Raw genomic sequence first — 23,083 nt, 5'->3', positions numbered from 1 at the left:
GTGCTCTCTCATGTACTGTAGATATTGTGAGCTATAGAAGGTCAAGTAACACTTCATATCGTTTGGTAATGTAGCATAATAACCCATCAAACGGGGTACGTAAATTTATACATTGAGCAGTGCGGACTGGTATCATAAGCAGTTTTTATTTTGAAATGCTGCCTGTAGTATTAACGGGTCTATCTGAGTTTTGGATTTTGATTAAAAATTCAAGGCTCATAATTTTGGATAATTTGCGATGCACCTGTCTACTATTAGTCTACAAAAGCGTTTGAGTACTCACTTAAATCAATTACCGCTATGGCTTACGCTAGTAGCAGCATGGCTTGCAGGGGCTATTTTTTTATTTGCATTATCGCCTTATGGGTTCTGGCCGCTAGCAATAGTGTCACCAGCGATTTTATATGCGCTGTTGGTGCCAAATATGAGTGGTCGTCGCGCTTTTATTATCGGTGAAGCTTACGGTATGGGGCTATGGTGCGTCGGCGGCTTTTGGCTCTATACAGCTATCCATGATTATAGCGATACTCCAACGTGGCTCGCATTGATTATGATTGGATTGATGGGTCTCGGTATGGGACTGTTTCATGGATTTTTAGCACTAGCCTTTAACCGTATGGTAGGCAAACAACCCTTTTCATTTGCTGCTCTTTGGGTGCTACAAGAATGGTTAAAAACTTGGTTATTCACAGGCTTTCCGTGGCTGTTTGTTGGTTATGCGTTTACTGAAGAGTATTGGTTATCGTCCTTAGCACCCGTTGCTGGTGTTTTTGCCGTCTCTTTTGTTGCCATACTATTGGCTGCAAGTTTAGTAGAGCTACTGCTTCGGCGCAGTAGTTATGCCGTCGTTTCTGTACTGTTATTGGCCATTAGCACATCATTATGGCTGGTCAATCCGCAATGGACAAAACCTAAGGGCACACCTGATCTGTCAGTGTCATTGATTCAAGGTAATATTTCACAAGATATAAAGTGGCTGACTCAATATCAAGTAGAAACGCTAAAGATTTATGCGAAGTTAACGCGCACTGAGTGGGGACGTGATGTTGTGGTGTGGCCTGAATCATCTATTCCGATGTTTCAGGATGAGGCTGCGGGCTTTATTAGTGAAATGATAGAAATGGCTAATGCGACCAATACGACATGGATAACTGGTATCCCTTATAAGGATAAAGCGGCATTCAATGCCAGTACGGATAAGTATCCCCCATTTTACAATAGCGTGATTGCTCGAGGTGTAGAAGCGGAAGGCCTATACAAGAAGCAGCGTCTGGTGCCTTTTGGAGAGTATATTCCATTTGAAGGCGTGCTCGATATTTTCCCAAGTTTGGCCGGTAGTCAGGATATTAAGAGCTATAGTCGTGGTAGTGATCAGCAGTCACCGCTACAGGTGCGTGGACACAATATAGGGACGGCTATCTGTTATGAGGTAGCTTATCCAGATACCACGCGTAAAAATGCAATCGATACTGACTTTTTGTTGACCGTCTCTAACGATGCCTGGTTTGGCACTTCAGCAGGACCATTGCAACATTTGCAAATGGTACAAATGCGCGCTCTTGAGAACGGGCGCTGGTTTATTCGAGCGACCAATACTGGTGTTACCGCTATCATTAACCATAAAGGTCGTATTGTAAAACGCGCACCGCAGTTTGAGCGTACTGTACTACGTGGTGAGATACAGGCACGGGTTGGTAACACTCCCTTTATGCTTATGGGAAATTATCCTATCTTGATAATAATAACCCTGTTATTACTACTAAGCTATTTTGGCCAAGGTCTAACCACACTTAGAAGACGAGGGTAATAGTAAACTTAATCATAATAATTTAATCAGCATAAATTTTATTGTAGGATTCATGTTTCAGCTGCTTTAGACTCTAAGTCTTGATCAAGCGGTTCTACGAAACTTTCAGATATTATCATGCTGTAGATACCTCTAACCAAATGACCATATTCGTGACATGCATCGAATCTACTTTTCTCCATAGTTTTTTGGTTATTCAAAAAGATAAAAGGCATTCACGCCTCAGTTGGTTGATTAGATTTAGGGAGAATATCACATTGCTGGGATAATTTTTTTTCGCTTGCTGCGCGCAAGCCAAACAGATGCTTCGAAATATTTATTCCAGCACCACGTTATGATCGTTGACACTCTTTTGTTTTGAACAGACTGTCGTGTTCGCAAGGGTCGAATTTTGCTATTATGACCAATATTTTATTATCAATAATTATGATACCTTTATGATGATTCATCCTCAGTATGATCCCGTTGCGCTGTCTTTGGGTCCAGTAGAAGTGAACTGGTATGGTTTAATGTACCTGCTGGCATTTGCCGCCGCTTATGGTCTGGCTTGGTATCGTAGTACCAAACGCGACAATTGGACCACCGATATGGTGTCTGATTTGGTCTTTTATGGGGCGCTTGGCGTTATTTTAGGCGGTCGGATTGGCTATGTGCTGTTTTATCAATTCGGCGAGCTACTACAAAACCCCGCATACCTATTAAAGGTTTGGGAAGGCGGTATGTCTTTCCACGGCGGCTTTATTGGCGTCATGCTAGGTATGTGGTTCTTTGCGCGTAAATACAAAAAAACCACCTTTCAAGTATTCGATTTTATCGTTCCTTGCGTGCCAACTGGCTTACTGTTTGGTCGTATCGGTAATTATATCAATGGTGAACTATGGGGGCGCGTATCAGACGGTGGCTATAATTGGCTGACCTACTTTCCGCAAGCCGCTGCCTTTGATATGGAGCAATTACAGAGCAATCCACAATTGCAAGAATTAATGATTGAGGTTAATGGTCAGTACATACTGCCTCGTCATCCATCGCAACTATATGAAGCCTTCGCCGAAGGTCTGCTGCTATTTATCTTTTTATGGTGGTACTCATCAAAGCCGCGTCCACGTATGGCCGCTTCTGCCGTGTTCTTACTGGGCTACGGTATCAGCCGCTTTATCATTGAATTCTTCCGTCAGCCAGATGCTGATCAAGGATTTATCCTTTTAGGTTGGATGACCAAAGGACAAATATTAAGCGCACCGATGATTATCGCTGGCTTAATTATGCTGATTTACGCTTATAAACGTGGTATCTATGATTGGGGTAAGCAGTCTGCTTATTAGGTATGAGAGACAATCATGTATGAACTAATAAAAATGAACGCTGTGCTAACAAGATACATTCCTTTGTGAAACTGATATCTATGTTAGAGTAAGATTTTTTATTCCTAAAGCCAATCTGTTTAGTGACAACTGGGAGGTAAGCCTTCATTTATTTAATGGTAAGGCAGATAGTGAACTGCACCGACTTTATCGGAAGTTGCTTTACTTGAGTCCGGCTGTATGACTCCTGCTGTCAAATCCGTAGACATTAACTTGGGAGATTTCCGTTACGCAGCCTGACGGTAAAAGTCAAACCATACCTGTCTTGGCGATTTATAGCCCAAACCCTTTTGAATCCCTGTCGAGCTATATGTATATCCAATATAATGGATATTATTTTTTAATAATGTAGTGGATCACTCAGTATCGGTAAACTTTGATTGATAGTCTATGTGTTGCGCGGTGCAAACATAATAATAGCCATGCCTAGAAGTGCTACTGATGTACCTAATATGTCCCATGTCGTTGGTCGAATACCATCAACAGCCCATAACCATAGGATTGCCATCGTTACATACACACCACCATAGGCGGCATAAACTCTGCCAACAGCGGTTGGATGTAAAGTCAGTAACCATACAAAAGCAACCAAACTAAGCGCACTAGGGACAAGAAGCCATATTGACTTACCCTCTCTTAGCCACAAGTATGGCAAATAACAGCCTACAATCTCTGCTAGTGCAGTAATAGCAAAAAGCCCAACTGTTTTTAATTCAGACAAAAAACTTACTCCTTTAGTCATCCATAATGCAGCGATCGAGTTTATCATACCACTATAAAAAGCATCCTATAAATATGCTACCCCCCCCAGTATAAAATGAGACAATAAAAATAATGTCACATACTCAAAAAAGTAAGAGCAAGCTACTAGGACGTATCAGACGTATCAGACGTATCAAAGGTCAGTCAGTAGCAATAGAAGCTTCATTAGAAGGCGATCCTGAATGCATGGCTCTTTTGCAGCAAATAGCGGCATTAAAGGGGGCGGTAAACGGTCTTATGAAGGAGGTTTTAGAAGAGCATATAAAAGAGCATTTAGGAGCAGAAGACATGACCCAACAACAACGTCAACAAGAGATAGAAGACGTCTTATCCATACTAAAAACTTATATGAAATAGAAAACTAAGAAGAATAATATTTCAAAAGGAACGATTTTTTCATGTTAGAAGTACTATTATTGGCGCTGGCACTCGCTGCGGATGCGTTTGCGGCTTCAATCGGTCTTGGCTCGACTCACAAAAGCGATGTTAATTCGCAGTTTATGAAAATGGCGTTACTCATTGGTGTCTATTTCGGGGTTGCTCAGGGAGTGATGCCGCTGATTGGTTATGCGCTTGGCTCTACCATGCTAGGCTGGTTTGCTGAAGGTGCTTCTTGGGTTGCTTTTGTCATACTGGTAGCTCTTGGAATTAAGATGCTCTATGAGTCGCGTTCCGTTAACAATGATGAGACTCGGATCAATTTAAGTCATAAAACATTGCTTTCGTTGGCTATAGCAACGAGTCTTGATGCGATGGGGGCAGGTTTTACGTTAAACCTGTTGGCTGTTAATGCTTATTTGGCATGTTTAATTATTGCACTCACGACAGCTGTTTTAAGTGTCTTAGGCGCTTATATAGGACGCAAGTCAGGAACATGGCTGGGCAGTTGGGCAGAAGCTCTAGGCGGTTTGGTGTTGATAGCTATCGGTGTGAATATGGTGGTTTAAAGGCGACCTTATATTTAATAGGTACAGCGACTAATTAAAAAGATGGATATGCCGCCATTTCATCTTGAAAGGTACACTGCTATGTACACTGAGCTGCTATGAGTATTTTGACTACTGACATCAATAGCTTGCAGCTTGATATTCAAGTCCTCACTAGGGTACCGAACCAATAAGAGAGCCTGATTGGTTTTATTCTCTAGTGAAATCTTCAATATACGTCTATAGACCAATGGTTTGAATTACCTGAATACTTATAGAACACTCCTACTAAGATCCAAATAAGCATAAACAGCCTTTACATATTTTTTACTTACAAAGCCCTTGCCATAAGTGATAGCTGGTTCATAATGTAATTTCGGCCGATGACTCCATATCTTTTACCTTCTATAACGACATCAAAAGATATAGCTGAGTTATCAATTTGTTTGAGCTCCATGATTATATAGTCTAATCCAAATAAAACCGATACAATCCTATTAACAATCGCATTTAATGAAATAAACGATGACTTATTCAGTAGACTATCGCAAACAGGTGCTTTCTAGCATCGCTGATGGCATGACCATCCGAGAAGCTGCCCTATTTTATGGACTTAGCACCAGCACCATTCACAGCTGGCAGCAGAATTTAGTCCCTAAAATAACTAGAAATAAAGCACCAACTAAAATACCTGATGACGCCTTGATTGAAGACGTAAAAAGATATCCCGATGATTATAACTATGAAAGAGCCCGCCGCTTGAGCTGTAGCAAGACAGGAATTTTTAATGCTCTAAAGCGCCTTGGCATCAGTCAAAAAAAGACCTTGGAACACCCAAAAGCCTGTCCGATCAAAAGAGCGAAGTATCAGAGTAAGCTTAATAGTTTCATGCAGCAAGGCTATCCCATTGTTTATATGGATGAGAGCGGCTTTGAGGCTGAAACTATCAGACCTTACGGCTATGCACCGATAGGAAAACCCTGTATAGATAGCTATAACTGGCAAGCAAAAAAGCGTACTAATATCATCGGTGCTCTCTATGAAAAAATGCTGTTTGCGCTTGATTACTTTGAACAGAATATCAACAGCCATATATTTTATGACTGGTGCAAGTTCACGCTAATTCCAAGTCTCAAAACTAAATGCGTGATTATCATGGATAACGCTCGGTTTCATAAAAGTAGACGTATTCAAAAACTACTGAACAGACATGGCCATCGTATTCTTTGGCTACCACCCTATAGCCCTGATCTTAATCCCATTGAAAAGAAATGGGCACAAGCTAAGTTTCTACGCCAAGGATGGATGGAGAATAATCTACCTAAACTGTTTCATAATATGGGCTGTATCGATTTTATAAAGACTTAACTATAGTAAGATTGACATACTCTATTAATAATTAAAATAGGAATTACCATCATGGTTAACAAAGAAAAAGAAGAATTGTATTTCAAAAATACGAGTCAGAACAAACTCCGTATCGGAGTGACTAATCTTTCAGGAAATATCGGAAAATCTCTCGTTAGCGATTATCTGCTTAGAATGAATATGGAATTCCAAGCTCATTATTTAATAAGTAGTCAGGATATGAACCATCAGTCATATTCTGACAAAATTATTGTTTCTGGTGAAAATTTTAATGAGGTTTTAAAAGACTTAGGCAATCTAAATTCAGCTATTATTGATATTTCTGCACATAGTACAGACCGTGTAATAAAAGTCATGCAGAACAATATTAATTTTCATAAAGTATTCGATTACTTTTTAATACCTGTAGTCAAAGGAAGAAAAGAATCAGAAGATAGTTTAAATACAATCAAAGCTCTCTTAAAACTTGGGGTGCCACCTGAATCTATCAAGATAATATTTAATAATAATAATTTTCTAGAAGTCATAAACGAGGAATTTGAATATCTTTTATCACACTTAGATGAACTTAAAATACCTTATGATACTAATGCAGCTATTGAAAATAACCCACTTTACTCGATGCTTTCTGATTTGGATATGAGCTTACCAGAACTACTATCTATACCAATAGAAGAGAAAAAAGTTAGGCAAAAATATCTTAGAACCAAGAAAATTACGGAACGAACAGAGCAAGAATCTGAAGAGCTAAAAATACTAATAAATCTAATTACAGCTTGGAGATATGCACAAACAGCTGTCAGTAATCTAAACAATGTATATCACTGTATATTTGCTAAACCAGAAAAACACTAAGCTAAGACTCATGAAGTAAAAGCTTTATAATCGTCTAGAAGCACCAAAAAACCATAATTTCTGAATGGTTCATGAACTATACTGTATATTTTAGATAAAAAATATATAGTATAGCTATATTTAACAACGGTTTATGTCAATTTTATTTATATGAATGGAACTCTAGATAAACATAAGTTAAATGAAGTGTATGTAGTACTAAGTTCATAGGACTATGTTCAAGCATTAAGTTGTTAGTCAGTCTGCTCGATAATTGCTTAATCATAATATGTGTTACCTGTTTAAATAATCATTGTAATCATCACTAGTATAATTACTAACTGATATGTCTTGAAGGTTTAATACGCGGAGTCCTAATCGAACTTAATGCATTAAATCAAGTCGCTAATAGCCTCTCTGCATATATTTCAGAAACCTCTTATAGACATGTTATGGATACAGTGATTTTATTATTCATTCAAAGTTAACCTCTTTGATAAACTTGTTCTGCTCATCATTACTGTGCTTACTATCTTCACAATGCCCAATAAGCCCCTTGCATAGTCTCTCATTCCCAATTATCACCTCACAATCAAATAATGATTACTTTACATTGAGATTCTCAATCAAAAATAATTGTTTTTTGACTGTCATATCTATTACGGGCTTTATTAAGATGACCAAGAAATAAATAGTTACTATTGCCTACTAATTTAAGCAAGTCTCATCGCTTTATGCGCTTTATGCGCTTGGATGAGCTCATGCTAACACCGAAAAAACTGATCAATACTGCGGGACAAGATTTTATAGAACAGGCGTTTTTCGGTAATAATTAGACGAAAAATCGCTATGATATTACCGGACTGTTTCTTGTCGCTTGTCATCAGTAAAATAAAAAACGAGGGCTTCTACTCGGCAAAAGACCAGCAAATTGCTCAATTTTCAACAGCTTTTGCTAAAGAATATTCTTCTTAAGATCAAGGTAATGAGCACTTATCTATGTCAGGCTTTAACGCTGCCCTATTGTATCAGCAGGATGCTTCTTGCTATGAAAAAGCGGCTTATCATGGCAGTGAGAGCAGTCATTATCTGATTATGCCTTATGTTCGGTTTATTGTGTGCTGTGTTTGATTGATTACAATGAGAAGCATTTATTTATTTCCTATTAAAGAAAACTTGTTTAGCTAAATCAAATCTTATATCAAGGTGCTGCAATAGTGGCGGACTCTGGTTTTAAAATAGACTGACTTGCGAACAATACAAACGCGCCCAGCAGTAAAAACAACCCGAAAGCGTAAAATGCAACAGTAGAACCATACCGATCTACCATCAAACCAGTAAAAATCACTGGCACGCTAAACCCCATGTAAGCCATTAAAAAATAGCCAGCACTGGCGCGTGCTTGCTCATTGCCAGCAGACTGTGTCACCCCTGATAACCCGCCTAAATAAACAAAGCCATAACAACTACTGCTAGCTAAAAAAGCCGCTAAAAGAATTACTAGTAGATTGGCATGCAGCGCACCCCAAGCAAGCAACGCATAAGCAGGAAGTAAAATCAGAATACCAAGCTTACTTGATACTTGGGGATCAAGCTTTCGAGCGATAGGCTGAAACAATAATCCACAGCTGATGGCAAGCATAGAGGATATTCCAGCATACTTAGCCAGTCCATGCGTGGCTAGTACGGACGGAATAATCGATAAAACCAATCCGGTAGTCGCCCAACAAATCAAAATACCGCCGCCATACCATATCACTTCACGATTAAAATACGGCAGCTTGAGCATTGATCCAAGAGTGTTCGAGCGCCCGTGCGCAGTATCAGGTAATCGCCATACTAAAAATATTGATAAAAACGCGCTTATTAACAGGAAGAAAAAGCTGATAGGATGCTGTGTCTCATACAACAATAAAGCAACTGTCGTTAATGCAGGCCCAAGACCAAAACCTATAGTGGTACTTGCGGTTACCCAAGTGGTAGCACGCCCCGTATCGGACAAGCCAATCAACTCAATCATATATGCAGTCGCTGTTGCTGCCATTAATGCCGTACCCACACCAAGCAACAATCTCGCTACTGCTAACGCTCGCGTATAAGGATAGAACATCATCAGAGCAGTTGCCGCTATTGATAAACCTAAAGAGATTAAAATCGTCTTGCGTCTCCCAATCCTATCGGAGAGTCCACCAAAAGCTAATAATACCGGTATCACCCCCAACACATAAAAAGAAAATGCGACCGTGGTTGCTAAAACACCGTAGCCGTCATTTTTAGCATAAATAGCATAAAGCGGCCCTTGGATATTGACGCTTGTCGTTATCACGCATAGTGCAAATGCCAGATATTTATTATATTTTTGAGTGCTCATATATAGCCGCTTTTAAAAAGTATCATTGGGTTGATTGATATTGATGGTTGTCACCACTCAGGCTTTATAGCCATATCACATTGTTTTAAGTCAACAATTAGAACAAAAGCGCGTTAGTTTATCTATATACAATCTCGTACAATTGGACAGAACTGTTTGGCATATAAAACCCATACAGTTCTTCGATCGAATTTATATATTCATGGGTTCACTTGAAAAATATGAAGCATCAATTAACACGAATTGAAATCGTCATGGCTGACGTTAAAGAAAAGATAGCAACCGTCGTCTATATGCCTGGAACACGCCTACCCTCTGTAAGGGCAGCGGCGAACAGTTACGGGTTTTCACCGTCAACGGTGGTTGAAGCTTACGAGCGCTTGCAAACAGAAGGTACTATTTACTCGCGTCCTGGCGCAGGGTTCTATGTCGCAGAGACGACAGCGCCGCTTTCATTAACAGAGTCAGGACACAATCTTGATCGCGCAATAGATCCACTCTGGGTGTCGCGGCAATCGCTTGAGCCATCCGATAATGTACTAAAGCCTGGCTGTGGTTGGCTGCCACCCGATTGGTTGTTTGAGGAGGGTATGCGCCGCGGTTTACGACATGCGGCAAGAGGTGACGCTACCGTTATCAGCGAGTATGCAACGCCGCTAGGATTGCCCGCATTGCGCCAATTACTGACACGGCGTATGGCAGGACTGGGAATCGATGCGCAGCCTTCACAAGTAATGCTGATAGAGTCTGGCACGCAAGCGATAGATTTAATCCTTCGCTTTTTATTGACCGCAGGCGATACGGTAGTAGTGGATGACCCTTGTTATTTTAATTTTCGAGCGCTATTGCGTGCTCATAGAGTCAAAGTCATTGGCGTGCCTTATACGCCGAGTGGTCCAGATATAGAGACCTTTGCAAAAATTTTAGAAGAACACAAACCTCGCCTATACATTACCAATGCCGCCATCCATAACCCTACCGGTGCAACCTTATCGCATGCTACGGCGTACCAAATATTGCAATTGGCTCAGGCATCTGGTTTATATATTATCGAAGATGATATTTTTGCTGATTTTGAAGTCAAACCTGCGCCACGGCTTGCGGCATTAGACGGCTTATCACGCGTGTTTTATATTGGCAGCTTTTCTAAAACCTTATCGGCATCTTTGCGCTGCGGTTATATTGCAGCTCCTAACGAGTGGGTTGAGAGTTTGCTTGACTTGAAAATAGCGACGGGATTTGGCGGCGGTCAGCTGGCAGCGGCCGTGGTGTTGTCAGCGTTAACGGATAGCGGTTATCGCAAACATATGAGCATGATGCATACGCGACTTGCAAGCGCACGTTCTCAAACGCTGCCACGCTTGGAAAAATTAGGAATTGTGCCGTGGTTACTACCACAAGCAGGGATGTTCCTTTGGTGCCGCTTGCCTGACAATAATAGTGCAACCGAACTGGCTAATCGTTGTTTGTCACAAGGTGTAGTCTTAGCACCAGGCAATGCTTTTAGTCAATCAAAAAACGCTGAGAACTTTATGCGTTTTAATGTGGCACAAGCTACAGATTCACGTATATTTAAAGTGTTGGCTCAAGCGTTGGTATAGCCAACAATACTTAGAAGTTTTTATATATTTGATAAATTATCCAATATGGCTGCTAACCATGCGTTATTGTTTCCAATATATTGGTGGCCACACTCTATTATCTCAGCAGGTGATTGGACAGATTCAGGATAGTTACTAAGTTCATTTTAGATTCCATCACGCCCATTCGTTACCATCTTGACCATACTCTCTCGGGTCACTTCAAAGTGACACTGCCAGCCGATAACGAAAGATCCAAGCTCTTTATGCCGCGGTGTTTGTTAGCCAAATTTATTAACGCTTTTAACCTATATCAAACTCCATACGTCTTGCAGTTGTTTGCATAGTTTGACTATCTAGTAACTTCTTCACACAGTACAGGCTGGCATGAATACCCGCACTTATTCCTGCTGATGTTACCAATTTAGCAGTCTCGTCACTGGCATCGACAAAACGGGTATTAGCGATAACTTCAATATTAGGATAGGATGCTAAATTGTCCAAATCCATCCAATGAGTGGTTGCAGACTTGCCAGCCAGCAATCCAGCTTTTGCTAATAGCAAGGCACCGGTGCAGACTGATAGCGTTAACTCGGTAATCTTTGCTTGAGAGATAATCCAATCAATAACTACTGGATTATTTATTTCGATCTTTTCAGCACCATAACCGCCAGGGATAACCAAAACATCGATAGTGGGATGATTGTCGAAGCTATAATCCGGTATAACAGTTAAACCATTTCTAGCAGATATTGGCGCTTGGTGCTCGGCAATGGTAATGACATCAAAATGCTTATCACTGCTATCGTTTTCAGCCAATGAAAACACCTCGAAAGGTCCTGCGAAATCTAATACTTCTACTTCGTTAAAAAGTAATATGCCAACGGTTCGTATCGATGTCATGGTGTGTCCTTGAGTTAATTTTATTAAATTAAATATCACTCATTTATACCCTTATAATCAAGCTTAATCTTCATTTACTTCTTCAACCAACGTCGCCATTTCATTTTAGTTTGACGTTCCTAGCTGTTTCAGTCCTGCGACAGCCCCTACTCTATTTTCAGCAGATTTGTTTTGGCTCAACTTAAACTGTGCTCGAATATTTAAGCAAACACAAATGCTTGAATACTTATCTACTCTGATGCACACGTTTGATAATAAAAAATTAGTACTTGATAGACAGAGGCCCGCAGCATTGAATAAATTAGCCATTACCTGCCAGCAAAACAGTTAAAGCAAAGGCAGACATTGGCAAGATTATGGATAGGCTCATAGCAATTACTCAGTCAAAAAATCGAGTTTACTTGAGAACTATTATGAAATATTGAAGAAAATTACTTAAGAAATCCCTATCAGTAAATGGCGCACTAGTTGACATTCATATCTATTTTATCAAAGTGGATACATCTTGAGACAGCTTAGAGGTGTCCATAGTAAAATAACAAGGCAGACTCAGTCTAATATAATAAAGGTTGATTTTATGACTCCTGAATTTTGGAAAAATGCATGGCAAAAGAGCCAAACTAATTTTACTCAGAAAAAACCAAATCCCATGCTAGTACATCATTTCAAAGCACTCAACACCCCTAAAAATGGTCGCGTTTTTGTGCCTTTATGCGGTAAGAGCGTGGATATGCTATGGTTTATAAGTCAGGGTTTTGACGTTATTGGTGTTGAGCTGTCAGAAATAGCAGTCATACAGTTTTTTGCCGAAAACGATTTGCAAGCGACAGTATCGCTACATCCAACTACCCCTAGCCTCACTTGTTATCAAGCTGAACACGAAGGACAAACTCTCAAAATCTGGGTGGGTGATATTTTTGATTTAAGTCCTATTGATATTGGAATAATAGATGCTGTGTATGATCGTGGTGCATTAGTAGCGCTTCCAGATATGAAGCCTGATAATCTACGTACACGCTATACACAGAAACTGATGGCGCTTAGTAATAAAGCAAGCCAACTTCTCTTATCTTTTGCTTATGACGGCGAAAAGCAGTGCAGCGATAATCATAAAAACTTACCTCCTTTCTTAGTGACACGATCTCAACTTGAACAATATTATGCTGAGTACTATGAGATAAACTTGATCGCACAAGAGAAAGTAGACTATGTTTCTACCGCAGGTGATTCAGGATATCGTCTTGTCTATACCTTACTATCTAAAAATTAATCCCTAATCTACATCTGGCTTTTCTAATCAAGAAGTTATCTAGAATTTTTGATGTTTTAGTAAAGAGTCTTTCGGGTAAGATTTATATTAAAAATTTTACCCTAAAACCAATAAATCTTTTAATCAAGGCAAACAATAACTCGTGGAAGCTAATATTCAAGGTCATCATATGTTAAACCTTAAGATTAAAATTTTGAGCGTAGATGAGTCTGATGAGTCTAACGATTTCAGAACTATCAGACTTTCAGCTTTGGAAAAATCTCCCGAAATGTTTGGATCCACTTATATAGCAGAAATAGAGAAACCATTGGATTTTTTCAAAGATTGTTTGTCAAACTCAACTGTATTTGGCGCTTATCAGAAAAATAAAATTATAGGTTTAGCAACCTTAACACAAGAGAATGGAATAAAATTTTCTCATAAAGCCTCTTTATCAAGTGTATTCATTGAACCTGAGTTTCAAAAAAAAGGCGTGGCAAGTATTTTACTTAGTGCAATCATAGAATATAGTGAAAAACATGTAGAGCAAATTTTACTTACTGTTGCCGATGATAATAAGCCTGCGATTCATCTTTACAAAAAATTTGGTTTTGAAACTTATGGTATAGAAACACAGGCAATGAAAGATAATGGGCAATATACTAATTAGGTTTTAATGAAACGATTTATGTCTTAACAATTTTCACTAAAAACATATGTTCAGCAAGCTATGAGAAGATTAAGAGCTTTCTAAATCAATGCCTAACATCCATTACAAGTCTTGTTTGGGCAAGCTCATCAAGATATTGATCTATGATTTGAGTATTTTCTCTATCCAAGTGTGCATCCCATTCATCAAGCATGACAATCGTACTCTGGTCGTCCTCTCTAATCTCTTGAATTTGTTTGATGAGTTGTTGTCCTGTTGAACCCTTATGGGCTTTATCTGATTTGTAATTGAAATACAAATTGTGCTTGGCAGGTAAATAGTAAGCCTGCTCTTGGTAGTCCTCTTTGAGCTTGAGCAACATACAAGATTTGCCAACGCCATTATTACCAACCAACGTTACTCTACCTTGCTTGGGCAGTTGTGTTGAATCAAAAATATCCCCTGTTTGCTGCACACGTATTTGGTCTGCTTGAATATAGTGATCTAAATTGACAGCGGTAGGTTGTAAGACCTCTAAAATACCATCTAGCATCGTTTTAATAACGCCAATACTGGTATGGTAGCCAATCAAGGCATAGCACATTTGCAATAGCTGAATTTGTCTTGGCAGCGTGGTAATGAGTACCGCCATCGTCGCAGCATCTTGCCAATTTTTATTAAAAATAAAAGCAGTAACCACAAAGACAGGCAGCATCAATATGATCATGCCTAAGCTTGAATTGATATGCTGTATCGAAGTAGATTTAACGCTATTATTCTTGGCTGTCGCAAAGATTTTTTGAACAATATTATTATAGAGCGTGTAATTATGCTTATTAAAAATAACGACGTTATCCCAACTGTCAAAAAGTTTAGCGGTTAAATTCAGCCGTGATTGCTGATCTGTTTTGGCAGCCGATTTTAGGGCGTGTCGTCTAAAATGCACAAACAGGGAGGCGAAAATAATACCTACTGCATAACCAAGCAGTAATGTGCCATCTAAAAACCAAGCAATGACCAACACATTAAATAAGACATTGAGTACCAACGCTGAAATATCAAAAATACTATCAATGACTGTCTCAAGGGTGTAATTACTTTCTTGGGCAAGGGTTGTTGTTGCCGTACTCTGTAACTCGTCGCTGGATAACAGACAGGTCTTGCCTAAGAAGACGGTATGGAAATTATCATTGTACAGCTTATGAGCATCGTACTTGGCGCGCTCTGTATTGGTGACACAAAAATACGCGGGCACATAAACCGCTACTAAAGAGACGGCAAATAGCACCATATATAAAATTGAGATACTCTCCTCGGTCAAACTTTGTGCAAGGCGAGCAATAAAGTACGTTGATGAAGCAACAATAATTTGCTGAATCAGTAAAAATAGCAATGCCATACGCAGATGCTGGTTTGAGATAATTTTATAGATCAAATTTATTTACATCCTTTAAGGTCTAAACACAGTAATTGAGCAAGTAACGACTTCTTATTGGTGTCAACTCTGCTGACATATAATATTCTTACTATCTTTTAGAGGTATAGTACTATCTATGAGATTGGCGAAATATATCAACTGTATCAATAGAGTTAATAATCTCTTGGTAATTATTTACTACATTAAATGTAGACATGGATTTATCTAGTACCTCTTTGGAGGGTGAAAATAAGCATCCCTGAACTGATAATACGGAGCAACCCCACTCATTATTTATGCAAAAAAAACTGAAATGACTGTGAGATTATGCTCACGGTCACAATAATCTCTGAGAATTTGAGTGCAATTCACTTCAATAGACCTGAATTAAAATATAATATTTACATCCTTATCACCTTTTATTCAGTTAAAATCACTATTATTCAACAACGCAGTAGAAATACGGTTACCCAACTCATATGCAACAGATTCTTAATGATATTGCCGCAGAGATGGCCCTTGAAACCGATCGTGGAAAAGTGGCAGATTATATCCCGCAACTGGCGCATGTCGATCCGAACCAGTTTGGTATTGCCGTAGCGACACCTGATGGGCAAGTATATGTAGCAGGGGATGCGAGCACCCTATTCTCGATTCAAAGTATCTCCAAAGTATTTACCTTAACCATCGGTCTTGGCAAGTTAGGTGATGCGATTTGGACCCATGTTGGTCGTGAGCCATCTGGCGATCCCTTTAACTCGATCACGGTATTGGAGTTTGAATCGGGTCGACCGCGTAATCCATTTATCAATGCTGGTGCGATTGCTGTGGTGGATGCCATTATGATGGGACATGAGCCGAAAGAAACCTTGGGTGAAATTCTGCGGTTTGTACACTTTATTGCCGATGATGATTCGATCCGTTTTGACCATAAAGTGGCAGCGTCTGAAATGGATCATAGAGATCGAAATGCCGCCTTAGCCCACTTTATGAAGTCCTTTGGTCATATAAAGCACGATGTAGATAAGGTGCTCGGTGTTTATTTTCATCAATGCGCGATTGCAATGAGTTGTGAGCAGTTAGCCCGTGCTGGTCTTTTTTTAGTGTCTAATGGTGTTAATCAACACACAGGGATACGAGTGATTAATGCACAGCAGTCTCGACGGATAAACTCCTTAATGATGATGTGCGGTCATTACGATGGCGCTGGTGAATTTGCCTACCGTGTCGGGCTACCGGGTAAAAGTGGTGTTGGTGGCGGTATTTTGACGATAGCGCCAGGTAAAGGCTCAATCGCAGTCTGGTCACCAGGGCTTGATCACGTAGGAAATTCCAAACTTGGGTCAAAGGCATTAGAGCTGCTGGTACAGAAAACGGGCTGGTCAGTTTTTTCGAATTGAAAACGATCCCTTAATGCTTTTTTAATTGATTATCAATCCAGCGAGTAATGTCGCTTTTTCGGAAAGTATTACATCCTGATTGTAGCGATTCTATTTTAGGGATCGGTAAACGGATACTCTGATCCACATTTGCGTCCATTGATACCCCCTTAGGATATAGTTATATCGTCTTTTGTGTCTTCCAAACGTGTATAGAAAATCCTTTTTCCTATACATTTTGACTTGATATTTATAAATTTCCTATGCTTCTAGACTTAATTGAGCCGTATCTAAAAGAGAGGCTCAGAAATATTTAAGATAGGTTGCCTAGGGAGCGTTTGAATCCATGAACCAGTGCCTTAAGGCTTGGATTTTTACCAGTATTTTTAGCTAAATGTAAGCACTAGCATTAAAAAAATCTAATTAATTTGAATACCATAATGATCTGCGATTAGTTCAACGGTACGCTATACAAGCATCGAACTGCTAGTGTTAAATATGAACTTAATGACTATAAAATCAACAGCATGGGTCATTATGATTGAGCTGTCTGATTAAACCCTCCCATATTAGTTTCTACAATTTCTTCAGCATAGCTCACTACTGAGCCTCTTTAGGTTCAGACTTGCTGCTAGCATAAATAAAATAAAGCGCAATTGCCAAACAAACCAAAGCACCTATTCGACTGCCTGAAAGGCTAATCGCCTCATTACCTAACCAACCAAAATTATCAATTAACACACTCATACTCAGCTGACCAAAAATAACCGCTACCGTTGCTACAGCAGTCCCAATACGCTGCACCGCAACCACCATAATGACAATGTAAGGCACACCGCATAAGGCACCAAGCAATTGCCATTTAGGGACATCCATCAAAGTAACGGTATGATTTGGCTCAAAAAAGAAAATGAGCAAGGCAGTTACTACTGCACCCACAGAAAAGGTTAAAAAGGCACTTTTAAATACGCCAACATTGCCGCCAAGGCGACCATTCAATGCCGCTTGAACGCTCAAAGCTGCGCCGCCAATTATTGCTAATACAATCATTAAAATAAGCATCATTTAGGTTATCCTTTTGCCATAAAAACAAGTGCGGCAATAATGAAAAATAAAGCGATAATTCGTTTGCTGTCTATTTTTCGTTCCATGGTTTCGAACAAACCATAATGATCTATGATTAAACTCTGAAATACTTGCCCAGCCAATATCCCAATCATCGTCAGCGCAATGCCAATAACAGGCGTCACCACGGTTAATACCACAACATAAACAGGCCCTAAAATACCACCAACCAGTAGTAAAGGCGGCTGTGAGAAAAAGGAAGGGCTGTCTCGCGGACTAAAAAACAGCATCAAAAAGAATGTTAAAGCAGCGCCAACACCAAAAATGCTCAATGTTGCCCACAGCTCGCCTACTTGACTCCCTAAAGGCCCAAGTAATCCTGCTTCAACAGACAACCCCATGCCGCCTAACACAACAATGAGTATCAATAAAATGTGCATGAAAAAATCCTTAATGAGCAATACGCTGCAGCTTACAGCAATGTATACCCATTAAAAAACGCTATAATACGAAAATGACCTTTGCATAAGTTGCACAAATGAATACGGTAGATACCATCAACATACAAACACTATTATTTTTTATAGAGGTTTTTGACGCTCAGAGTTTTTCTGTAGTGGCTCGAAAAGAAGGCGTTTCGGCTTCTAAAGTGTCACGTATTATCAAGCAGTTAGAGGACTCACTGGGACAGCAGCTTTTTTACCGTAATACACGCGCTGTTACTCCTACTGAAGCGGGTCGTGTGTTTATGCGCTATGCAAAATCCATGACCGAGAGCATGAGTGCAGCACAGCAGGAGCTTCAAGACAGGACATTAGAACCGGGTGGTTTAATTAGAATCAACGCTCCCGTATTTTTTGGACAACGACATATCGCACCTTGGCTGCCACAGCTTAGTGCTCAGTATCCTAAATTACAGATAGATTTGAGTTTAACGGATGACTTTATTGATCCGCATCATTATGCAACAGACGTTATTTTTAGAATTGGCACGTTACATGACTCCGCCTTTCATGCGCGTATTTTTGGCGAGCAAACCTATCATCTTGCCGCCTCTCCATCGTACATAAGCACGCATGGTAAATTGCAAGTGCCAGCAGATCTGACACATCATAAATGTTTACTATATAAAGGTTCAACAGGACCCAATCGTTGGCTTTTTAAAACAGAAAGTGAAGATTGGACGCCATTCTTAGCACCCGCTTTATTGATGTCCAATAATGCAGAATCTTTATTGGTATCTGCACTCAAGGGTATGGGGATTGTGCTTTTTCCAGATTGGCTCATCGGTGAGCATTTAAAGAGTGGTGAGCTTATCAAGCTACTGCCTAATTATAGTACGGCCGTCAAAACCACACCTCAACATGTCGCAGCTATTTATCCTCATACTCGTCATGTCTCTCTAAATGTTAGAACATTAATTGATTATTTTGCCAAAGTTTATGGTCACCCTCTTTATTGGCAACTCAATTAAAAAACAAGAATTTAAAGCAATAAGTATCCATGCACCTTATGAGGAAAAGGTGCAATAGGAATATGTAATTTTACCCATTCAGGAGCGTTCCTAACTCAGGTTATTCATTTCTGCTCTCATGCACACTCTATAATAAATGAGAATGGTTGTACTCAGTCTAAGTCAGATATTAAGGTTTATGAACCATTTATTTTCCTTCTTATTATAGAGTGCTGTTTTTAATATCCGGCTGAAATCCAACCAACTCAATTATCTGGTTTATAAACTTACCCGTGCCATCAATCATTTATCATCTCAATCAATACTCTTAAAAACCCATATCCAAACTAGGCAAAGAGCAACGCTTGTTATCTTCTTAAACGCTCAATGAGCCAGCCTGCTAGTGGAAATGACACCATCTGCGTCAACGGTACAAGTATTATGGTTTCAATCAATACCACCACTGGCAGACTTAAACCATGAGTCACAGGCTTCAGTAACGTTAATACAATTAGGAGTGTTGGATAGAGTCCGACATATCCTACTAATATACGTATCAGTCTGTCTTTAGTATTCTGGTTCATTGTCTGCTACCTATTGATAAAATGATAAAAGAAAAATATTTAAGCGACAAAAACAATAATTGTCGCTTGATGATTGACTGTTTGTGAATATCCAACAAGTCTCAAATTTATAAATAAAAATAAGGCCATTAGTATTAATGGCCTTATCTCATTCACTGCTCAGCTGCTTTGCTATTCCTGATAGCGAGGATAATCACTGTAGCCAATGGCAGTGCCACCATACATCGTAACAGGATCTGCCTCATTGAGTGGCCAATCATTGGCTATGCGTTCAGGTAAATCGGGATTAGCAATAAAAGGACGACCAAAAGCAAATAAATCCCCATAACCTTTAGATAATATATCGACCGACTTCTGCACAGTATACTTACCCGCATAAATAATACGTCCTGAAAACTCAGCTCTGACGGCTTGGTAAAAAGGCTCTGGCAAATCAGGCGCATTATCCCAATCAGCCTCTGCAATGGACAAGTAAGCAATACCAGCCTGCTCAAGCACCTTAATCGCTTCAATATAGGTATGATGTGGGTCCGCTTCTACTAGCCCTAGATACACACGAGTCTCATCCGTGCTGGCAAATAAAGGCGCAAAACGTACGCCTAAACGATCAGCGCCAACCACCTCACTGACGGCAGCGACTACTTCTTTTAAAAAACGCAGACGATTGGTCAACGAACCACCATATTGATCATCACGTGTATTGCTATGCTCAGAGATAAATTGATTGACCAAATAGCCATTGGCACAGTGTAGCTCTACCCCATCAAAACCTGCTTCTAATGCGTTGCGTGCGGCTGCCGCATACATAGCGACCAGCTCACCCACCTCTTCTGTGCTCAGTGCGCGTGGCTCACTTGGATCGGCCAATGCGCCTGTACCTGGGCCTGTTTCAATAAATACTTTTACATTGTCAGCAGCAATCGCTGATGGGCCTACAGGCTGAGCACCTTGCGGCTGTAAGCTGGTATGAGACACGCGGCCAACGTGCCACAGCTGCGCAAAAATAATACTACCTTTAGCGTGTACTGCCTGCGTGACTTTTTTCCAGCCTTCAACTTGGGCTGGTGAATGAATCCCGGGCGTCCATGCATAACCTTGGCCTCTTGGTTCAATCTGCGTACCTTCAGTCACCATAAAGCCCGCTGAGGCGCGCTGTGCATAATAGCTTGCCATTAAATCATTAGGGATATTATCAGGTTGCGTGCTACGAGAGCGCGTCAAAGGCGGCATCACGATACGGTTTTTAAGGGTATAAGGTCCAAGTTGTACAGATGAAAATAGTGTACTGGTATTTAGAATGGTTTGTGTCATAAATGTCTCTTTTAAAGCAGCTGATGGCTTATTATTAAATGTATTTGGTCTGTTTTGATGCTTAATAACCAATCTAATGATTACTTGAGCAATGTTGGTCAGCATAGAGTTTTATGGGTACAATTAGAAACAAGCCTTTCTTGTTTATGGTACAATTATTAATGGTGAGTTTTATGAATGGTATGAACCGGCTAGAGATCAAGCAGCTTAGGGTATTGCAGGCGCTGCTTGATCTACAAAACCTCTCGCAAGTTGCGCGCAAAATGGGACTGACACAACAAGCGATTAGCGAGCAGTTGCGTAAGCTACGGGATTTGTTTGATGATCGTTTGTTTATTCGTCAAGGCAATAGCATGGTGGCAACACCAAAAGCCTTAGCGATGCGGCAACCGATCGACGAGATATTAAAGCAGTTGGAAGTATTGTTAGAGCCAGAGGTGTTTACGCCGCAAACCTACAAAGGCGTCTTTACGATTAGTGCAACCGACTATGCGACGCAGGCATTATTGCCGCAGTTGTTTAGTATCACACGCCGTGAAGCGCCTAATTTAAAGCTGATAGTGAGAGATTTTGCCTCAGACAATATCAATCAGCTGATTGCGGCGGGCGAACTTGATTTGTTGATTACTTTTCCAGAGTTTATCCCTGATAATTTATCGTATGTGACGCTATTTGAAGAACAGCATTTATGTGTGACGGGTTATAAAAACACCTTTGCAACAGAGATATTCACACTGGCTCAAGTTGCCGCACACCCGCAGCTGGTGGTATCGCCTTCACGTGCCAATTTGCGCGGATCGCATGATCACTGGTTTGCAGAAAAAGGGCTTAAACGCCATATTGTGATGTCAGTGCCTAGCTTTTCAGCCGTGCCAGATATCCTACACACCACCGATATGATTGCCTTTTATCCTGCGCGACTACTACCAAATAGTAAAGTCAAAGAGATTAAAATCGAAGCATTACCGCCTACCTTTAAGGTAATCGCAGCATGGCATCCACGTACCAGTGACAGTGGTATACATCGCTGGTTAATTGAGCAATTACGAAATTTATAGTTATAGGATTAGCCTGTCTTAAAGTTATCTTATTGAGCATTTAGACTAACCCTATATTTTATGCAATACTCTCAAAAGTAGGTATAAGATGTTTATCAGTGATGGATTGCTTAATATTGCAGACTGCACGCTTACCAAATGCACCAAGGTTGTAGTCTGCAAATTCATGATATAGCGTCACCACATCGCCCATAATCAGTAATGCTGGGGTTGGCAATTTCGCTTCAGCTTGCTGCTTAGCGATACTACCAAGCGTGCCGATGAGCAGTTGCTGCGTGGGCAAGCTGGCATGGCTAATCACCGCAAAAGGCGTCGCGCTATCTCGTCCCGCTGCTATCAACCCTTCAGTCAATTCATCTAGCTGATGCAATCCCATATAAAAAACAACCGTTTGGGTGCTATCTAAATGCTCGTCATAGTTATTATTTGGCGCTCCTGATTTCTTATATGCCGTTACAAACTTCACTGCCTGCGCATGGTCGCGATGCGTCAATGGAATACCTGCACTACTAGCAGCGGCACTGGCGGCAGTAATGCCAGGGATAGATTCAAAAAAGATACCATGGCGCACCACTTCTTGAAGCTCCTCTCCGCCGCGCCCAAAGATAAAAGGGTCGCCGCCTTTGAGTCTTACAACTGTTTTACCTGCCAGCGCGTGCTTGACCAACAGCTCATTGATGCCTTCTTGCGGCAGCGCATGATTGGCTCGGCGTTTACCAACAAATATCTTTTCCGCTGTTGGTTCGCACATATCCAATATATCCTCTGAGACTAGGCTATCGTAAAGCACCACATCAGCGCGCTGCATGATTCGCAAAGCTTTTAGTGTGAGCAGCTCAGGATCACCAGAGCCTGCACCGACTAAATGCACAATGCCTACTTTTGCAGCTGCTCTGTTTAATGGCGTGTTTAGCGCATTGACGACACACTTTTTATTAGATAAATCGTTTGGAGGTAGTGTTGCGATAAAGGCAGATGAATCCGTCATGACGGTGACTCCTAATGA

At 40.4% G+C, this 23,083-nt stretch carries 23 protein-coding genes and 1 pseudogene; 13 read left to right on the top strand and 11 right to left on the bottom strand.

The features are described from left to right. The first annotated feature begins 238 nt into the window (after nt 1–238). Entirely contained in the window at nt 239–1,807 is a 1,569-nt protein-coding gene (gene lnt, locus PCRYO_RS06875) for an apolipoprotein N-acyltransferase (RefSeq protein WP_011513676.1), read from the top strand. A 50-nt stretch (nt 1,808–1,857) separates the two neighbouring features. On the opposite strand, the gene PCRYO_RS13490 is transcribed toward lnt, so the two are convergent. Continuing rightward, on the bottom strand, nt 1,858–2,022 hold the full coding sequence (locus tag PCRYO_RS13490; protein ID WP_020443537.1) for an ImmA/IrrE family metallo-endopeptidase: 165 nt from the start codon (nt 2,020–2,022) through the stop codon (nt 1,858–1,860). A gap of 222 nt (nt 2,023–2,244) precedes the next feature. Between PCRYO_RS13490 and lgt the strand changes: the two genes are divergently transcribed. Next, nucleotides 2,245–3,129 (top strand): prolipoprotein diacylglyceryl transferase, encoded by an 885-nt coding sequence (lgt, locus tag PCRYO_RS06870; RefSeq protein ID WP_011513675.1) that lies wholly within the window; start codon nt 2,245–2,247, stop codon nt 3,127–3,129. A gap of 266 nt (nt 3,130–3,395) precedes the next feature. Here the strand turns inward: lgt and PCRYO_RS13485 are convergent. After that, nucleotides 3,396–3,518, bottom strand: a pseudogene (locus PCRYO_RS13485) (IS3 family transposase); the annotation flags it as partial. 38 nt (nt 3,519–3,556) lie between these two features. Beyond that, nucleotides 3,557–3,889, bottom strand: coding sequence for a YnfA family protein (locus PCRYO_RS06865; RefSeq protein WP_015060935.1), 333 nt, complete (start codon nt 3,887–3,889; stop codon nt 3,557–3,559). A gap of 113 nt (nt 3,890–4,002) precedes the next feature. Here PCRYO_RS06865 and PCRYO_RS06860 point away from each other — a divergent pair, with 113 nt between their 5' ends. From PCRYO_RS06860 to PCRYO_RS13405, 5 genes are all read left to right on the top strand, one after another. Continuing rightward, the gene (locus tag PCRYO_RS06860) at nt 4,003–4,287 is read left to right on the top strand and encodes a metal/formaldehyde-sensitive transcriptional repressor (protein ID WP_011513673.1); all 285 of its coding nucleotides are present in this window, start codon (nt 4,003–4,005) and stop codon (nt 4,285–4,287) included. 41 nt (nt 4,288–4,328) lie between these two features. After that, nucleotides 4,329–4,877 carry a manganese efflux pump MntP gene (locus tag PCRYO_RS06855; RefSeq protein ID WP_011513672.1) on the top strand — a complete coding sequence of 183 codons (549 nt, stop codon included), beginning with the start codon at nt 4,329–4,331 and terminating at the stop codon, nt 4,875–4,877. Nucleotides 4,878–5,381: 504 nt separating this feature from the next. Next, on the top strand, nt 5,382–6,224 hold the full coding sequence (locus PCRYO_RS13065) for an IS630 family transposase (RefSeq protein ID WP_011513671.1): 843 nt from the start codon (nt 5,382–5,384) through the stop codon (nt 6,222–6,224). A 51-nt stretch (nt 6,225–6,275) separates the two neighbouring features. Beyond that, nucleotides 6,276–7,079 (top strand): hypothetical protein, encoded by an 804-nt coding sequence (locus tag PCRYO_RS06845; RefSeq protein ID WP_011513670.1) that lies wholly within the window; start codon nt 6,276–6,278, stop codon nt 7,077–7,079. Nucleotides 7,080–8,057: 978 nt separating this feature from the next. Continuing rightward, on the top strand, nt 8,058–8,189 hold the full coding sequence (locus PCRYO_RS13405; RefSeq protein WP_264623013.1) for a hypothetical protein: 132 nt from the start codon (nt 8,058–8,060) through the stop codon (nt 8,187–8,189). Between the two features lie 70 nt (nt 8,190–8,259). Here PCRYO_RS13405 and PCRYO_RS06840 read toward each other — a convergent pair whose 3' ends face one another. Further along, a complete protein-coding gene (locus tag PCRYO_RS06840; RefSeq protein ID WP_011513669.1) occupies nt 8,260–9,429 on the bottom strand; it encodes an MFS transporter in 1,170 nt (389 codons plus the stop codon). A gap of 221 nt (nt 9,430–9,650) precedes the next feature. On the opposite strand from PCRYO_RS06840, the gene PCRYO_RS06835 reads away from it, so the two are divergent. Next, nucleotides 9,651–11,030: a PLP-dependent aminotransferase family protein gene (locus PCRYO_RS06835; RefSeq protein WP_011513668.1), complete on the top strand. Its 1,380-nt coding sequence runs from the start codon at nt 9,651–9,653 to the stop codon at nt 11,028–11,030. A 282-nt stretch (nt 11,031–11,312) separates the two neighbouring features. On the opposite strand, the gene PCRYO_RS06830 is transcribed toward PCRYO_RS06835, so the two are convergent. Continuing rightward, nucleotides 11,313–11,912 carry a DJ-1/PfpI family protein gene (locus PCRYO_RS06830; protein WP_011513667.1) on the bottom strand — a complete coding sequence of 200 codons (600 nt, stop codon included), beginning with the start codon at nt 11,910–11,912 and terminating at the stop codon, nt 11,313–11,315. A gap of 577 nt (nt 11,913–12,489) precedes the next feature. Here PCRYO_RS06830 and PCRYO_RS06825 point away from each other — a divergent pair. Together PCRYO_RS06825 and PCRYO_RS06820 are read left to right on the top strand one after the other, a co-directional pair. Beyond that, nucleotides 12,490–13,182: a thiopurine S-methyltransferase gene (locus PCRYO_RS06825; RefSeq protein ID WP_011513666.1), complete on the top strand. Its 693-nt coding sequence runs from the start codon at nt 12,490–12,492 to the stop codon at nt 13,180–13,182. 169 nt (nt 13,183–13,351) lie between these two features. Then, the gene (locus PCRYO_RS06820) at nt 13,352–13,831 is read left to right on the top strand and encodes a GNAT family N-acetyltransferase (protein WP_011513665.1); all 480 of its coding nucleotides are present in this window, start codon (nt 13,352–13,354) and stop codon (nt 13,829–13,831) included. Nucleotides 13,832–13,916: 85 nt separating this feature from the next. Here the strand turns inward: PCRYO_RS06820 and PCRYO_RS06815 are convergent, their stop codons facing one another. After that, nucleotides 13,917–15,245 (bottom strand): ATP-binding protein, encoded by a 1,329-nt coding sequence (locus tag PCRYO_RS06815; RefSeq protein WP_011513664.1) that lies wholly within the window; start codon nt 15,243–15,245, stop codon nt 13,917–13,919. A gap of 461 nt (nt 15,246–15,706) precedes the next feature. Between PCRYO_RS06815 and PCRYO_RS06810 the strand changes: the two genes are divergently transcribed. Next, nucleotides 15,707–16,627 carry a glutaminase gene (locus PCRYO_RS06810; protein WP_011513663.1) on the top strand — a complete coding sequence of 307 codons (921 nt, stop codon included), beginning with the start codon at nt 15,707–15,709 and terminating at the stop codon, nt 16,625–16,627. Nucleotides 16,628–17,206: 579 nt separating this feature from the next. Here the strand turns inward: PCRYO_RS06810 and PCRYO_RS06805 are convergent. Continuing rightward, nucleotides 17,207–17,668, bottom strand: a complete 462-nt coding sequence (locus tag PCRYO_RS06805; protein WP_041753498.1) for a DMT family transporter — start codon at nt 17,666–17,668, stop codon at nt 17,207–17,209. Between the two features lie 8 nt (nt 17,669–17,676). Beyond that, a complete protein-coding gene (locus PCRYO_RS06800) occupies nt 17,677–18,111 on the bottom strand; it encodes a DMT family transporter (protein ID WP_011513661.1) in 435 nt (144 codons plus the stop codon). A 98-nt stretch (nt 18,112–18,209) separates the two neighbouring features. Between PCRYO_RS06800 and PCRYO_RS06795 the strand changes: the two genes are divergently transcribed. Then, the gene (locus PCRYO_RS06795; protein WP_011513660.1) at nt 18,210–19,145 is read left to right on the top strand and encodes a LysR family transcriptional regulator; all 936 of its coding nucleotides are present in this window, start codon (nt 18,210–18,212) and stop codon (nt 19,143–19,145) included. A gap of 347 nt (nt 19,146–19,492) precedes the next feature. Here PCRYO_RS06795 and PCRYO_RS13060 read toward each other — a convergent pair whose 3' ends face one another. Together PCRYO_RS13060 and PCRYO_RS06790 are read right to left on the bottom strand one after the other, a co-directional pair. Next, nucleotides 19,493–19,708 (bottom strand): hypothetical protein, encoded by a 216-nt coding sequence (locus PCRYO_RS13060; RefSeq protein ID WP_083759467.1) that lies wholly within the window; start codon nt 19,706–19,708, stop codon nt 19,493–19,495. Between the two features lie 171 nt (nt 19,709–19,879). Beyond that, nucleotides 19,880–21,019 carry an alkene reductase gene (locus PCRYO_RS06790; protein WP_041753497.1) on the bottom strand — a complete coding sequence of 380 codons (1,140 nt, stop codon included), beginning with the start codon at nt 21,017–21,019 and terminating at the stop codon, nt 19,880–19,882. Nucleotides 21,020–21,192: 173 nt separating this feature from the next. Between PCRYO_RS06790 and PCRYO_RS06785 the strand changes: the two genes are divergently transcribed. After that, entirely contained in the window at nt 21,193–22,077 is an 885-nt protein-coding gene (locus tag PCRYO_RS06785; RefSeq protein ID WP_011513658.1) for a LysR family transcriptional regulator, read from the top strand. 58 nt (nt 22,078–22,135) lie between these two features. On the opposite strand, the gene cobA is transcribed toward PCRYO_RS06785, so the two are convergent. Next, nucleotides 22,136–23,065 carry a uroporphyrinogen-III C-methyltransferase gene (gene cobA / locus PCRYO_RS06780; protein ID WP_011513657.1) on the bottom strand — a complete coding sequence of 310 codons (930 nt, stop codon included), beginning with the start codon at nt 23,063–23,065 and terminating at the stop codon, nt 22,136–22,138. Between the last annotated feature and the right edge of the window lie 18 nt (nt 23,066–23,083).

The organism is Psychrobacter cryohalolentis K5 (assembly GCF_000013905.1).
Lineage (GTDB): Bacteria > Pseudomonadota > Gammaproteobacteria > Pseudomonadales > Moraxellaceae > Psychrobacter > Psychrobacter cryohalolentis.
Note: the sequence above shows the minus strand (reverse complement) of the source record. Positions and strands in the feature narration are given on the sequence as shown.

Coding starts and splice junctions, on each gene's coding strand:
- PCRYO_RS06830 (WP_011513667.1), bottom strand. CDS start 11,912: ATGACATCGATACGAACCGTTGGCATATTACTTTTTAACGAAGTAGAA.
- cobA (WP_011513657.1), bottom strand. CDS start 23,065: ATGACGGATTCATCTGCCTTTATCGCAACACTACCTCCAAACGATTTA.
- PCRYO_RS13490 (WP_020443537.1), bottom strand. CDS start 2,022: ATGCCTTTTATCTTTTTGAATAACCAAAAAACTATGGAGAAAAGTAGA.
- PCRYO_RS13060 (WP_083759467.1), bottom strand. CDS start 19,708: ATGAACCAGAATACTAAAGACAGACTGATACGTATATTAGTAGGATAT.
- PCRYO_RS13405 (WP_264623013.1), top strand. CDS start 8,058: ATGTCAGGCTTTAACGCTGCCCTATTGTATCAGCAGGATGCTTCTTGC.
- PCRYO_RS06795 (WP_011513660.1), top strand. CDS start 18,210: ATGAATACGGTAGATACCATCAACATACAAACACTATTATTTTTTATA.
- PCRYO_RS06835 (WP_011513668.1), top strand. CDS start 9,651: ATGAAGCATCAATTAACACGAATTGAAATCGTCATGGCTGACGTTAAA.
- PCRYO_RS06785 (WP_011513658.1), top strand. CDS start 21,193: ATGAATGGTATGAACCGGCTAGAGATCAAGCAGCTTAGGGTATTGCAG.
- lgt (WP_011513675.1), top strand. CDS start 2,245: ATGATGATTCATCCTCAGTATGATCCCGTTGCGCTGTCTTTGGGTCCA.
- PCRYO_RS06825 (WP_011513666.1), top strand. CDS start 12,490: ATGACTCCTGAATTTTGGAAAAATGCATGGCAAAAGAGCCAAACTAAT.
- PCRYO_RS06845 (WP_011513670.1), top strand. CDS start 6,276: ATGGTTAACAAAGAAAAAGAAGAATTGTATTTCAAAAATACGAGTCAG.
- PCRYO_RS06790 (WP_041753497.1), bottom strand. CDS start 21,019: ATGACACAAACCATTCTAAATACCAGTACACTATTTTCATCTGTACAA.
- PCRYO_RS06840 (WP_011513669.1), bottom strand. CDS start 9,429: ATGAGCACTCAAAAATATAATAAATATCTGGCATTTGCACTATGCGTG.
- PCRYO_RS06810 (WP_011513663.1), top strand. CDS start 15,707: ATGCAACAGATTCTTAATGATATTGCCGCAGAGATGGCCCTTGAAACC.
- PCRYO_RS06805 (WP_041753498.1), bottom strand. CDS start 17,668: ATGCTTATTTTAATGATTGTATTAGCAATAATTGGCGGCGCAGCTTTG.
- PCRYO_RS13065 (WP_011513671.1), top strand. CDS start 5,382: ATGACTTATTCAGTAGACTATCGCAAACAGGTGCTTTCTAGCATCGCT.
- PCRYO_RS06800 (WP_011513661.1), bottom strand. CDS start 18,111: ATGCACATTTTATTGATACTCATTGTTGTGTTAGGCGGCATGGGGTTG.
- PCRYO_RS06855 (WP_011513672.1), top strand. CDS start 4,329: ATGTTAGAAGTACTATTATTGGCGCTGGCACTCGCTGCGGATGCGTTT.
- PCRYO_RS06820 (WP_011513665.1), top strand. CDS start 13,352: ATGTTAAACCTTAAGATTAAAATTTTGAGCGTAGATGAGTCTGATGAG.
- PCRYO_RS06860 (WP_011513673.1), top strand. CDS start 4,003: ATGTCACATACTCAAAAAAGTAAGAGCAAGCTACTAGGACGTATCAGA.
- lnt (WP_011513676.1), top strand. CDS start 239: ATGCACCTGTCTACTATTAGTCTACAAAAGCGTTTGAGTACTCACTTA.